The sequence below is a fragment of the Salinisphaera sp. LB1 genome (assembly GCF_003177035.1).
Lineage (GTDB): Bacteria > Pseudomonadota > Gammaproteobacteria > Nevskiales > Salinisphaeraceae > Salinisphaera.
This window is the reverse complement of record NZ_CP029488.1, coordinates 498,943-511,603: the sequence shown is the minus strand read 5'-3', so window position 1 is coordinate 511,603 and position 12,661 is coordinate 498,943. Positions and strand designations below refer to the sequence as shown.

11 protein-coding genes are annotated in these 12,661 nt (G+C 64.4%); 3 read left to right on the top strand and 8 right to left on the bottom strand.

The features are described 5' to 3' along the window. Window positions 1-172: 172 nt before the first annotated feature. The 8 genes from aroB to pilM all read right to left on the bottom strand — a co-directional run bounded on the left by aroB (window position 173) and on the right by pilM (window position 8,047). Window positions 173-1,276 (bottom strand): 3-dehydroquinate synthase, encoded by a 1,104-nt coding sequence (gene aroB / locus SALB1_RS02220; RefSeq protein WP_109992377.1) that lies wholly within the window; start codon window positions 1,274-1,276, stop codon window positions 173-175. Continuing rightward, window positions 1,269-1,832 (bottom strand): RDD family protein, encoded by a 564-nt coding sequence (locus SALB1_RS02215; RefSeq protein ID WP_109992376.1) that lies wholly within the window; start codon window positions 1,830-1,832, stop codon window positions 1,269-1,271. The genes aroB and SALB1_RS02215 overlap by 8 nt, the downstream gene beginning before the upstream one ends. Then, the gene (gene aroK / locus SALB1_RS02210; protein ID WP_109992375.1) at window positions 1,832-2,362 is read right to left on the bottom strand and encodes a shikimate kinase AroK; all 531 of its coding nucleotides are present in this window, start codon (window positions 2,360-2,362) and stop codon (window positions 1,832-1,834) included. Before aroK ends, SALB1_RS02215 begins: the two co-directional genes overlap by 1 nt. Before the next feature lie 560 nt (window positions 2,363-2,922). Next, entirely contained in the window at window positions 2,923-5,124 is a 2,202-nt protein-coding gene (pilQ, locus tag SALB1_RS02205) for a type IV pilus secretin family protein (RefSeq protein ID WP_199678661.1), read from the bottom strand. Window positions 5,125-5,155: 31 nt separating this feature from the next. Continuing rightward, entirely contained in the window at window positions 5,156-5,686 is a 531-nt protein-coding gene (locus tag SALB1_RS02200; RefSeq protein ID WP_145961219.1) for a pilus assembly protein PilP, read from the bottom strand. Further along, window positions 5,683-6,354 (bottom strand): type 4a pilus biogenesis protein PilO, encoded by a 672-nt coding sequence (locus tag SALB1_RS02195; protein WP_109992373.1) that lies wholly within the window; start codon window positions 6,352-6,354, stop codon window positions 5,683-5,685. Before SALB1_RS02195 ends, SALB1_RS02200 begins: the two co-directional genes overlap by 4 nt. Continuing rightward, window positions 6,351-6,971: a PilN domain-containing protein gene (locus SALB1_RS02190; protein WP_109992372.1), complete on the bottom strand. Its 621-nt coding sequence runs from the start codon at window positions 6,969-6,971 to the stop codon at window positions 6,351-6,353. Before SALB1_RS02190 ends, SALB1_RS02195 begins: the two co-directional genes overlap by 4 nt. Continuing rightward, the gene (pilM, locus tag SALB1_RS02185) at window positions 6,968-8,047 is read right to left on the bottom strand and encodes a type IV pilus biogenesis protein PilM (RefSeq protein WP_109992371.1); all 1,080 of its coding nucleotides are present in this window, start codon (window positions 8,045-8,047) and stop codon (window positions 6,968-6,970) included. The genes SALB1_RS02190 and pilM overlap by 4 nt, the downstream gene beginning before the upstream one ends. Window positions 8,048-8,399: 352 nt before the next feature. On the opposite strand from pilM, the gene SALB1_RS02175 reads away from it, so the two are divergent. The 3 genes from SALB1_RS02175 (at window position 8,400) to SALB1_RS02165 (ending at window position 12,643) form a co-directional block, all read left to right on the top strand. Then, entirely contained in the window at window positions 8,400-10,787 is a 2,388-nt protein-coding gene (locus SALB1_RS02175; protein WP_109992369.1) for a penicillin-binding protein 1A, read from the top strand. 61 nt (window positions 10,788-10,848) lie between these two features. Beyond that, window positions 10,849-11,481 (top strand): hypothetical protein, encoded by a 633-nt coding sequence (locus SALB1_RS02170; RefSeq protein ID WP_109995226.1) that lies wholly within the window; start codon window positions 10,849-10,851, stop codon window positions 11,479-11,481. A gap of 442 nt (window positions 11,482-11,923) precedes the next feature. Continuing rightward, window positions 11,924-12,643: a GntR family transcriptional regulator gene (locus SALB1_RS02165; protein ID WP_109992368.1), complete on the top strand. Its 720-nt coding sequence runs from the start codon at window positions 11,924-11,926 to the stop codon at window positions 12,641-12,643. The last annotated feature ends 18 nt before the right edge of the window (window positions 12,644-12,661 follow it).

The following is a 12,661-nucleotide window of genomic DNA, read 5'->3' as shown; positions in this document are numbered from 1 at the left end:
GAAGTCGTCGCCGCGCAAACCGCGGCCCGCCAAGCGGGTTACGCAACGGGGGGGGAGCGCGGTTTCGGCAGCGACGGGCGGCGCCACTCTTCTGGCGCGCGAGCGGTGGAACCGCTGAATTCAATATAAAAGGCCAGCGAGCGACAATCAATCGCCGAACGCTGTCAAGACCTCAGGCGGCCAGATAATGGTGCAGTGTATCGTCCAGCGCCGCACCATAGTTTTCGTAAATCACAGCCTGTCCGATATCGGTCAGCAGCACCAGGCGCAGCGCGCCGGCGGTGACTTTCTTGTCACGCTGCATCAGGTCGAGAATGCGCCTGGCCGAGGTCTCGCTCGGCGGGGCGGTCGGCAGGCCGGCGGCGGCAATCACCGTTTCGATGCGCGCGACATGCGCCGCGCTTAGCCAGCCCAGCCGCCGCGACGTGTCGGCCGCCATGCACATGCCTGCGGCCACGGCCTCGCCGTGTAGCCAGGCGCCGTAACCGAGTTCGGCCTCGAGCGCGTGACCATAGGTATGGCCGAGATTGAGCAGGGCGCGCTGGCCGGCTTCGCGCTCGTCGGCCACCACCACCTCGGCCTTATTAGCGCAGGAGCGACGGATGATCTCGGTAATCAGCGCCGGCTCGCGCGCGTTGATGCCGGCCATGTTCGCCTCCAGCCAGTCGAAGAAGTGGGCGTCGCGGATCAGGCCGTACTTGATGACCTCGGCCATGCCCGCGGCGAATTCGCGCGCGGACAGGGTGGCGAGCACGTCGATGTCGGCCAGCACGCGCTTCGGTTGGTGGAAGGCGCCGATCATGTTCTTGCCCAGGCGATGATTCACGCCGGTCTTGCCGCCGACCGAGGAATCGACCTGGGCCAGCAGCGTGGTCGGCACCTGGACGAAATCGATGCCGCGCTGGTAGATCGCGGCGGCGAATCCGGCCAGATCGCCGATGACGCCGCCGCCGAGGGCGACCACGGTCGCGTCGCGCCCGTAGCCGTGGGCCAGCAGGTGCTCGGCAATCGTGTCGAGCGTGGCCATCGATTTATGGGCTTCGCCGTCGGGTAGAATCAGCGTATCGACCGCGTGCCCGGCGTCACGCAATGCGGCCTCGACCGGTTCGCGGTAATGGCGCGCGACCGTGTCGTTGGTCACGATGAGCACCTGCTGGCCGCGGATCGCCCCGTCGTAGGCGGCGGCCCGGCCGATCAGCCCAGGGCCGATGAGGATGTCGTAGGCACGGGTATCGAGTTCGACGCGCAGGGTGGTTGCGGCAGGGGTATCACTCATTGTTCCATCCGGTCTGGGGGCTTGAGGCGTCATCGGCGGCTTCGAAGCGAACAGGCTCGACCGTGCGCCGACGACGCACGACCACGCTGCCGGCGATTTTGTCGTGCCAGCCCTGTTTGCGCGAATCAATACCCACCCAGATCAGGCCGAGGCCGAGCGGCAGGGTGGAGACGTAGTAGCCCAGATAGCGCAGGATCGATTGCGCGGTGCGCAGGCGCTCACCGGTTTCGGCATCGACCACGCGGGCGCCGATCGCCATCTTGCCGGGCGTGGCCTCGCGGGTTAGCCAGAAGATGACGACGACGACCGCCGGCAATAGCCAGTACAGAACCACATGCAGCGGCCCGGGCGGCGCCAGGGCGAGCGCGTCGAAGTTGATGCGTCCCGAAGCGGTAAACAGCTGCGGGGCCGCGCGGTTTGCTCGCGCGGCCCCGGGAATCAGCGACAGCAGCGGGAAGACCAGAAACAGCAGGAGCGCGCTATCGATGATCGACGCCCATACACGGATCCAGAATCCGGCATAGATCCACGCGCTGCCGGTTTCCGGCTGCCTCATCAGGCCGTGCCGATGGCTTCCAGCTGCTCGACGATTTCGCGGGCGAGCTTGCGCGCCTGTTGATCGCCCGTGGTGACCACGACGTCGGCAATCGAGCGATATAGCGGGTCGCGAACTTCCATCAGCTGGGTGAGCGTGGCTTCCAGATCCTCGCTGCCCGCCAGGATGGGCCGGCTGTTGGACTTGCGCGTGCGCGCAAGCTGCTGCTCCAGCGAGGTCTCGAGATAGACCACGACGCCGCGGGCGGACAGCAGATCGCGCGTGCTCGGGTCAAGCACGGCGCCGCCGCCCGTGGCCATGACGGTGTTGGGCTGTTCCGACAATTCCGCGATCATGTCACGTTCGCGCTTGCGGAAACCTTCTTCACCTTCCATGTCGAAGATGAAGGAGATATCCACGCCGGTGCGCTTTTCGACTTCCTGATCGGAGTCGACGAACGTCATGCCCTTGAGCTCGGCGATACGCCGGCCCACCGTGGTTTTGCCGGCCCCCATGGGGCCGACCAGATAGATGTTCGGGTTTAATGCCATGTACTCGTTACAAGTAGTTGAATACGAAAGCCACGACCACGGGTCTTAATCCGTGTTCGGATCGTAGGTCGTCGCGCATACGCCGTCCATGCCGAACGGGCTGATCTGGCCCGGAGGATCGTCGGAGCTGGTGCTGACGTCTGCTGCGGCAGCCGGCACAACAATAAAGCGTTCCGCATCGTGTCGCTGCCCTGCGCAGAGGCCGCCGCACGCCAGCGTACTTTAACCCAACCGGAGACGCTTTTTGGATAGGTTATATCAATTTCGGTCGTGCCGTCGTCGTTCGGACCGGCGGGACGCGGCACGCTCGCGACGGTGCCAACAATGAGTGTGCCATTTTCGGCCAAGTCTTCGCCACTATTCGGCAGACTTGCGCCAGGGGCGGTTGCGGGCGCCGCCGAAATCGTTCGCGATCCGCCGCGGGCGCGGAACCATCGGATGTGTTCGTCATCCGTCGGCTGTCGGTGTTCGTCGCGGCCGTAGATGGTCGCAATGCCGAACCGGTTGCCTGCATCCGCGGGCCGGTGGCCCGGCCAGCGACGACCCGGGCGTGGCCGGGCTCAGTGGCTGTCCGCCGTCAGATTGTTCTGCAGTATCTTCGGTGTGACGAAGACCAGCAGTTCCTGCTTGTTGCGTTGACGCGAATGGTTCTTGAACAGAGCGCCCAGCAGCGGGACCTTGCTCACGAACGGGACATCGCCCGTGGTATCGCGATTCGTCTGTTCGAAAATGCCGCCGAGCACCACGGTGTCGCCGTTATCAACCAGGACCTGGGTGGTGAGGCTGCGGGTGTCGATCGACGGCACCGAGCCGCCCTGGGAGGTCGGGACGTATTTGCCGACCGAATCCTGGGTGACCTTCAGGTTCATGATGACTTTCTTGTTCGGCGTGATCTTGGGCGTGACGTCGAGGCTGAGCACCGCTTTCTTGAACTGGACGCTCGTGCCCTGATTGCTGCCCACGGTGCCGGACTGATAAGGAATTTCCTGGCCCTGTTCGATGTTCGCTTCCTGGCCGTCGGCGGTGATGATGCGCGGCGAGGAGATGATCTCGCCGTTATCCTCCGACTCCATGGCCGACAGCTGCAGGTTAAGGCTGAACGTGTCGGAGATGATGCTGGCCGAAAGGAGGCTCGTGGCACTGGTTGCCGGCAGACTGACCGAATAGCCGCCGTTATTGGCGCCGTAGGCACTGCCCAACGAGCCTGAACTCTGGGCGCTCAGGGCGTTATTCAGCTTGGAGTTGTTCACGCCGGTCTGGGAAATACCCAGGCTGCGGGTGAAATCGCGATTGGCGATCACGATGCGTGACTCGATCAGCACCTGGCGGACAGGGATGTCGAGACGATCGATCAGGCTGCGGATCTGGTCGAGTTTTTCGCGTGTGTCGGTAACCAGCAGGCTGTTGGTGCGATCGTCGACCGTGACATGACCGCGCGGTGAAAGCAGGGACTGGTTGTTGCCCGAGCCGCCGGCGTTACCCGACGGTGCGGCGTTGCCGCCGCCCGAAGATGCCGTGCCGTGCGGCGCCGCGGTATCGGATTTCAGAATGTTGGCGATGTCCGAGGCGCGGGCGTAGTTGATCTGGATGATCTCGGAATGCAGCGGGGCGAGATTGTTGGTCGCCTCGCGGGCGGCAGCCTTGGCTTTTTCGCGATTGGCGATCTCAGTCAGCGGCGCGACCGTGATCACATTGTTATTGCGCGTCATGCCCAGGCCCTTGGCATTGAGAATGATATCCAGTGCCTGATCCCAGGGGACGTCGTCGAGCTGCAGGGCAATGGTGCCGGATACGCTATCCGAGACCACCATGTTCACGTTGGCCACGTCGGCAATGATCTGCAGCACCGAGCGAATTTTGATGTTCTGGAACGACAGCGAGATCTTTTTGCCGTTGTACTGTGGGTGGGCCTGCTCGCGCTGTTTCTTCTGGGCGCTGGTGAGCGGCTGCAGTTCGATGTAGAGATGATTGCCGGTCTGATAGGCCAGCCGCTGGAATTGTGCGCCCTTGGCCGGGGTGATGACGATGCGCGTGTTATCGCCGCGCGACATGGCGTCGACCGTGCGTACGGGCGTGGCGAAATCGGTGACGTCGAGACGCCTGGCCAAGTGTGCGGGCAGCTGGATACCCTGCAGACGCACCACGATCTTGCCGTCCTTTCGCGTGATGTCGACCGGTGCGTTGGTGCCGTTGAGGGTGATCTCGATACGGCCGGCGCCCTGATCGCCGCGCCGGAAGTCAATGTTCTCGATCGCCGAGGCCGGCCCCGAAGGCGAGGCGGTATCGTGCTCGGCGCCCGAGGAGCTTTGCGTGGCAGTCTGTGCGTTCGGCGCGGCCGGTGCGTGCGCCGGGCCGCCGAGGTGGACGATCAGCTCGTCGCCCTGGCGCTGGATGTGGTAGTTGACCATCTGCGTGAGTTCGATCACCACACGGGTCTTGCCATCGGCGGCCGCGGCGGTGACCGCCTGGACCGGGCCCTCGGCGATGCGCTGATAGCGTTTGTCGAGCGCGAGCGTGGTATGGGGCAGATCGATGGATATACGCGCCGGCTTCTCGACCGTGAATACCGATGGCGATGGTGCTGGCCCGGACAGCTTGAAGCGAAGGCTGACACGATCGCCACTGCCGGCCGCGGTGCTGATCGATTGCAGCGCGAGCGACCCGGCGGCGGGGCCGGCCATGGCGCCGACGGGCGCCAGCAGCGCCAGGCACGCGGCGACCAGCAGGGCGAGCGCTGGCAGGGAGCGGGATCGGTGGGTCATTGGCTTCATGGCTGGTCGAAATCCCCAGGATTCATTGCTGCGGCGGCGCGAGCGTCGCGCCTTGCTTGGTGTAGCCGCCGTTGCCGTCGGGCACGATCTCGGTGAGCGTGACGCCCGCCGGGCTGATCGTGTCGACCCGGCCGTAGTGGCGTCCCATGTGGTCGCCGGGGGCGACGCGATGCACCACTTGGTCGGGGGCGGCGATCAGGGCGTAGGTCACGCCGTTGCTGGTGATCGTGCCCACCATGCGCAGGGCATCCAGCGGAAACTGTTCGAGCGGATCAAGCGGCCGGTCGAGATTCGGGCGCACGCCGTTATCGTTGGCGGGCGCGTGGTTGCCCGGCGCGGCGAACGGTGAGCGGCGGCCCGCCGGTTTATAGGTGTAGGGCTTGTAGCTGGCGATTTTCGGCATGGGCTTGACCGGCGGTGCCGGTCGCGCCTTGATGCGGGCAACGAAGCTGGCCAGGTCGTCCGTGTTCGATCCACAGGCGCCCAGCACGGCGCACAGGCCGATGACCCCGGCCCATCGTGCGGCGCGATGCATGGATCGAAACCCCGTCACGACTTGCCCTTCCCGTCTTTGCCGTGATCCTGCGTGCCGGTGGTGTCGCCGAGATAGCGATAAGTGCTGGCGGTCAGGCTCATGCGCAGCGGGCCTTTGCCCTGCTCACTCTGCGCGGCGTGTCTGCTGCTCTTGCCGACCGGCCGGATATGCACGTTGCTGATGGTCACGATACGCGGCAGCGCGGCGACATCGGAGACGAACGTGGCGAAATGATGGAAGTCGCCGGTGACGATCAGGTCGTTCGGCAGTACGGCGTAGAAATCCTTGGTCACTTCGGGTTCGGGCTTGAACAATTCCTCGTCGAGGCCGTTGGCCGAGCGGGTCTGCGAGACATCGCGCAGCAGGCTCGGTACCTCGGTCTTGCTTGGCAGCTGGGCCAGCAGATTGCCGAACTCGGTCTGCATGGTGGCCAGCTGATCACGATAGGCCCCGAGGTTGGCCACCATCGCCTGCTTGACGCGGAACGATTCCTTGAGCTGGCTTTCCTGGTGCCGGGCATCGGCCAGCGCATCGCGCTTGGGCAGCACGAAGTACCAGGCCGCGATCAGCATGATCACGAGTGACACCACCGAGATTGCCAGGCCATAGGCCCAGGTCGGCCAGCTGCCGATATTGTTCTGGTCGAGGCTGCGCAGCTCGTCGATGTATTCGCTAAGCGGCCTCATGACGCACGCCCTTTGCCGGCGGCGTCGCCCGAAGTGCCGTTCTGCGTCTGATCGGGCGAGGTGCTATCGACCTTGAGCGTGAAATCCGCCCGGCGCTTGCCGTGGCTGTCATCGCGCTTGATCACGATCAGCCGGGGATTGGTGAACCAGGGCGAATTGTCCAGGTTGGTCATGTACTCCGACACGCGCGCGTTGGATTCGGCCACGCCGTCGAGCGTGGTGGTCGTGCCCTTCTCGTCCAGCCCGGTCAGATAGACGCCATCGGGAATGGTCGCGGTCAGTTGATCGAAGTAGTGGACGATAGCCGAGCGTGAGCGCTGCAACTCGCCGATCACCTGCATGCGGTTGATCAGATCCTCGCGGGTCTTTTTCAGTTCGCGGATCTCGGCGAGCTGCTTGTCGGCGGTCGCGATCTGTTGCTGCAGATAGTGGTTGCGCGCCTGCTGTGCATCGATCAGATGGTCGTAGTAGATCACCGGCAATATGCCGACCACGATGACGGTGGCGACGGCGGCGCCCACGAGTTGCGCGATGAAGCGCTTGCGCTTGTATTCACGCTGTTCGGCGCGCCAGTCCAGCAGGTTGATGCGTACAGCCAGGGTCTGCGGATGGCTCATACAGCACCTCGCAGAGCCAGGCCGGCGGCGACCATCAGGCTCGGGGCGTCGCTATCGACGTGATTGCGGCGTGCCGCCGCGCTCGCCAGCATGCCGCCGAGCGGATTGCCCAGGCTCACGGGCCAGGGCAACAATTGGGCCAGCGCGTCGTGCAGGCCGGGGTAGAGCGTGGACGCGCCAACCAATACCACGTGATCGATCGGCTCGTCGCCCCCGCTGGAGGCGGACTGGTAGAAGGTCAGCGTGCGGTCGATGTGTACCGCCAGCCGTTCGGCGAATTCACGCACGTTTTCGGCGATATCCGGTGCGCTGATCCGGCCGCTACGCAACTGGGCTCGCAGGGCATCGACGTCCGGTGTTTCGTAGCGTTCCATCAGGGCGGCGTCGAGCGCGGCCCCGCCAAAACCGATTTCGCGCGCGTACAGGCTGCGACCTTGGCGCTGGATCGTCAGGCGTGTGGTATCGGACCCGATGTCGAACACGGCCACGCTGTCGGCATCCGACACACCCTCGATCCGGCTCAACAGCAGCGTGCAGGCATTCTGCAGTGCGTATTCCTCGACATCCACGAGCTGCACCCGCATGTGGGCCATCTCGATCGCGGCAGTGCGCATCTCGATGTTGTCGCGCCGGCAGGCGACCAGCAGCACACGGTTGAACTGGGCGTTATCCGGATCCGGTTCGAGCACCTGGAAATCCAGATTCACCTCCTCGATGGGGTGCGGGATATGGTGCTCCGCATCGAAATGGATCTGTTGTTCCATCTCGGCGTCGTCGAGGCTGGCCGGCATCAGAATGGTCTTGCTGATCACCGACGGCCCGGACACCGCGATCGCGGCATCGCGCGTCCGGCTGCCGCTGCGCTCGAGTGCACGCAGGGTCGCGCGTGCGACGGCTTCGGCGTCGAGGATCTGGAAGTTGCGGATCGCCCCTTCGGGCACGGCCTCGCTGGCATAGGCCAGCACCCGGAACTCGTCGCCGGTGCGATCCAGCTCGAGCAGCTTGACCCGCGTGGCGCTGATATCGACCCCCATCAGCCCGCGGCGGCGCCGTATCGAATTCGTCAATCTCCCCATGTGCCGCTTTCCGTGCCGGCCGCGTTCCTAGCGTCGCGTACCGAGATTACCCCCGCGGTCACTATACCCGACCGGCACGGACTGACAACGTTGGAAATGTGATAAAGCGTTGAATCGCCGAAAAATACCGACGAACGGCGCGAAATGGCGTGTCGAAATTTCTTACGGAATGCGCGCGGCGCCGGCTCGCAGGGTGGCGTCAGCCATGCCCGGCGTATAGCGTGCGCCGTAGTGCCGCGGCGGCCGACGCCGGTCCGCCGGGTTCGGCGGTCGCCGTGTGCGACAGCCGTCGCGTCCGGTCGGTATGATGCGCAGTTCGATGTGCTGGAAGTGCCCGTAGGTTGGCGACTCGATGAAGAAAAGATCACGCGGCGTCCGCGTCGTCATAGTGCTGCTGGCCGGGCTGCTGTCGGCGATTACGCTGGCGGTTTGCCTGGTTGCCGGGGTCTATCTGTATTTTGGCCCGCAGCTGCCCGATGCCGGTGATATCGGCCAGGCCCAGTTCAACGAGCCGCTACGGGTCTATACCGCCGATCACAAACTGATTGGCGAATACGGCACCGAGCGCCGCAAGCCGGTGACCTACGACCAGATCCCCAGGCAGCAGGTGAATGCCTTCGTTGCCGCCGAGGACGACCGATTCTGGCAACACCCGGGGATCGACTATCAGGGCATGATGCGCGCGGTGATCCATCTGATCACGACCGGCCGCAAGACCCAGGGCGGTTCGACCATCACCATGCAGCTCGCCCGCAATCTGTATCTTTCCGATGCCAAGACCTACACCCGCAAGATCAAGGAGATGATTCTGGCGTTGCGGCTTGAGTCGAAGCTGACCAAAAAGCAGATCATGGAGTTGTATCTCAACAAGATCTATCTCGGTGAGCGCGCTTACGGCATTGGCGCGGCGGCACAGGTTTACTACAACAAGCCGCTGGACAAGCTCAATCTGTCGCAGCAGGCCATGCTGGCCGGTCTGCCGAAAGCGCCCTCGGCGTTCAACCCGATTGCCAATCCCAAGCGCGCCAAGGAGCGCCGCGATTATGTCTTGCGGCGTATGCACGCCCTCGGTTTCATCGATGACGCGGCCTGGAAGCGGGCCCGGAATGCACCGGTCACCGCTGGCGAAGGCAGCGGCGAGAAGAACCCGATGCGCTACGAGGCGCGCTACGTGGCCGAGATGGTGCGCCAGGACATGGTGGCGCGCTACGGCGACAAGGCCTACACCGGCGGCTACAGCGTAACCACGACCATCCGCAGCAAGCGCCAGCAGGCGGCCGACCACGCCTTGCGCAAGGATCTGCTGGCCTACGATGCGCGTCATGCCTGGCACGGCCCGGAAAAGACGCTGGATTCTTCCACCGTGGATGATCCGAAAGCGCTGCAGGATGCGCTCGACAACATGGTCACGCGCGGCGGGCTGATTCCGGCGGTGGTCCTGTCCACCGACGGCCAGCGGATCCGCCTGATCACCGATCAGTACGGCAAGATCAGCATCGGTGCCGACCAGATTCCGTGGCTGCATGGGCACAAGGCCGCGAGTACGCTGGTCAAGAAAGGCGATGTGGTGCGCTTGGCGTATACCGGCTCGAAGGATAAGGACAAGCAGTGGACGCTGGCCGAGATTCCCAACGTCCAGGGCGCCCTGGTGGCGATGAACCCGCACACCGGTGGCGTCGAGGCGCTGGTCGGTGGCTTCGACTTCGGGCTGTCGAAATTCAATCGCGCCGTGCAGGCGCGGCGCCAGCCGGGCTCGTCGTTCAAGCCGTTCCTGTATTCCGCCGCCCTGGCCAACGGTTTCACCGCGGCGACAATCGTCAACGATGCGCCCGTGGTGTATCAGGGCTCGGGGGTCGATGACTCGTGGCGCCCGAACAACTACTCCAAGACGATTCACGGGCCCACGCGGCTCCGCGAAGGCCTGGTGCATTCGCTGAACCTGGTCTCGATCCGGGTGCTGCGCCGCATCGGCGTGGGTACGGCCATCGACTACATCAGCAAGTTCGGCCTGCCGGCCGATCAGATGCCGCACAACCTGTCGCTCGCGCTCGGCAGTGCGACCTTCTCGCCGCTGCAGATGGCCGGCGGTTTCTCGGTGTTCGCCAACGAGGGCTTCCGGGTCAAGCCGCACTACATCAGCCAAATCACCGACGGGCAGGGCAAGGTTGTGTTCCAGGCCAAGCCGAAGGTCGCCTGCGATAGTGTCGACCATTGCCCGGCGCTGGATCAGACCGCCGGCGCCGATGACGCATCGCGGCTGGCGCCGCGGGTCATCCCGGCCGACAACGCCTATATCATCGGCGACATGATGCGGGACGTGATCCGGCACGGCACCGGTCGCGGCGCGCTCAAGCTCGGCCGCAAGGACCTCTCCGGCAAGACCGGCACCACCAACAAGCAGATCGATGCCTGGTTCTCGGGCTTCAACGCCAATCTCGTGACCGTGACCTGGGTCGGCTTCGACAAGCTCAAGCCGATGGGTCATGCCGAAACCGGGGCGCACGCGGCCCTGCCGATGTGGACCGATTTCATGGGCACGGTGCTGGCGGGCAAGCCCGAGGCGATCCCGCCCAAGCCCGACGATATTGAAACCGTGCAGATCAATCCCCAGACCGGCCAGCGCGCACTCAACGGCGGCGGCATTCCGGAGATCTTCCGCAAGGGCCACGCACCAACGGTTGAGGAGGCCCGTCATTCGGGCAAGCACGATTCGAGCAACGAAGTTCAGCAGCTGTTCTGATCGAAGGCGGCGACCCTATCGAGCGATGTCGCCGCCTTTGTCGATTCATTTGGAGGCGATCATGGCCAGTGCCCGCAAACAAGCAGCGCAGCGTCAGCAGTTGGCGCAGGTGGCCGCCCGTCTGATGGCCGAACAGGGCATTCGCGACTTCCGCGTCGCCAAGCACAAGGCGGCCCATCAGATGGGCATCGACGTTCGCCAGTCGATTCTGCCCAAGAACAGCGAGATCGAGGCCGCGCTGGCCGAGCATCAGCGCCTGTTCTCCGCCGAGGATCAGCCCGCCGAACTGGCCGATATGCGGCGCGCGGCGTTGTCGGCCATGCGACTTCTGGCCGATTTCAAGCCGCGGCTGGTGGGTGACGTATTGTCCGGGCTGGCGAACGCCCATTCGGATATCCAGCTGCATGTGTTCGCCGAACATTCGGAAAGCTTCGACCTGTTTCTGCAAGGGCGGGGCATTCCCTTCGAGATCGCCGAACGTCGTTATCGGTTCGCCGAGGGGCATCGGTTCTATCCGGCATTCCGCTTCGTTGCCGGCGAGCACCGCTTCGAGGCCACGCTGTTTTCCGCTACCGAGATTCGCGAGGCCCCGAGAAGCCTGGTTGACGGCGCGCCGATGGATCGGGCCAATGTCAATCGTCTGATCGAATTGATCGACCAGGCCGAGCTCGAGCGCCGCCTCGCCAGTCTCTGACCGGGCGCGTAGCCGACCGCAACACCCGGCCGCCAAAAACGCCGGCGCGGCATGATTCGGCCGTTGTCGGCGTTTTGACGGCCACGCGATCCCCCACGAATCGAGGCAAAGAGCGACTGGTTGATTCTGCCGGCGGCGGATGCGGGTCGTGCCCGGCTGCGGAACCCCGTTCCATGGCTTGAATGGGGCGAGTAGCAGCGCCCTGTGTCCCGGCCGCGGAGCCGTTGCTTGCTCTGCGAACGTCAGCCCCTGCCGGCTTATCCGGAAGGCCGGCCATGCGGGCGCGAGCTGCGCTTCGATAAAGTGCATGCAATCTGACGGCGCCCCAATTCGGCGCAAAGACCGCACGATTGGCGGTTTTATCGTCGCTGTGACCGTCTTCAGCCGTGTGGCACGCCGTGTGCATGCAATCCAGCACGATTGAATTTGTGCCTGTTGCCCCATGTCGTCATCGCATTCGGATGAAAACCTGTCGCCGCGTCGGTCCCTGCGGACCGGTCAGGCGGTCGACGACATGGTGGCGGTGTTGTCGGAAGAAATCGTGTCCGGCCAATGGCCGCCGGGCAGCCGGCTGCCGGCCCAGCACATCGCGCGACGTTTCTCGGTGTCGCGAACGCCGGTTCGGGAAGCGCTGAGTCAGCTCTGTGCCATGGGGTTGGCTGAAAGCCGGCCCCACCGCGGTGTGATCACCGCACAGATATCGCAGAGCGGCCTGCTCGCCATGTTCGAAGCGATGGCGGAGCTGGAAGCGTGTTGTGCACGGCTGAGTGCGCAGCGCATGACGCTCGCCGAACGCCATCAGTTGAGTGCGATGCATGAAGGCTCGCGCGATTTGCGGATATCCACGCGCTCGAATGAATACGCTGCCTTCAACGACGAATTCCACTCGTTCATCTATCAGGGCTCGAAAAGCGATTATTTGATCGAGTTGACGCTGTCGACCCGCGCCCGACTGGCGCCTTTTCGTCACACCCAGTTCCGGGTCGCACGCCGTCCTGAACATTCCTTCGCCGAGCACAGCGAGATCGTTGCGGCGATCTCCGCGGGGCATGCCGAGCGCGCCGCCGAGGCCGTGCGCCAGCACGTGCTGGCGGTTGCCCACGTGTCGAGCGACTACGTTGCCGCCCGTTCCCGGTCCGGAGAATCACCGTGCCCCGATTGAGCACGCGCCGATCCGGCG

Bases quoted from the DNA above. Each gene is read 5' to 3' on its own strand.
- aroB (WP_109992377.1), bottom strand. From the start codon at position 1,276: ATGAGTGATACCCCTGCCGCAACCACCCTGCGCGTCGAACTCGATACC.
- SALB1_RS02215 (WP_109992376.1), bottom strand. From the start codon at position 1,832: ATGAGGCAGCCGGAAACCGGCAGCGCGTGGATCTATGCCGGATTCTGG.
- aroK (WP_109992375.1), bottom strand. From the start codon at position 2,362: ATGGCATTAAACCCGAACATCTATCTGGTCGGCCCCATGGGGGCCGGC.
- pilQ (WP_199678661.1), bottom strand. From the start codon at position 5,124: ATGACCCACCGATCCCGCTCCCTGCCAGCGCTCGCCCTGCTGGTCGCC.
- SALB1_RS02195 (WP_109992373.1), bottom strand. From the start codon at position 6,354: ATGAGGCCGCTTAGCGAATACATCGACGAGCTGCGCAGCCTCGACCAG.
- SALB1_RS02190 (WP_109992372.1), bottom strand. From the start codon at position 6,971: ATGAGCCATCCGCAGACCCTGGCTGTACGCATCAACCTGCTGGACTGG.
- pilM (WP_109992371.1), bottom strand. From the start codon at position 8,047: ATGGGGAGATTGACGAATTCGATACGGCGCCGCCGCGGGCTGATGGGG.
- SALB1_RS02175 (WP_109992369.1), top strand. From the start codon at position 8,400: ATGAAGAAAAGATCACGCGGCGTCCGCGTCGTCATAGTGCTGCTGGCC.
- SALB1_RS02170 (WP_109995226.1), top strand. From the start codon at position 10,849: ATGGCCAGTGCCCGCAAACAAGCAGCGCAGCGTCAGCAGTTGGCGCAG.
- SALB1_RS02165 (WP_109992368.1), top strand. From the start codon at position 11,924: ATGTCGTCATCGCATTCGGATGAAAACCTGTCGCCGCGTCGGTCCCTG.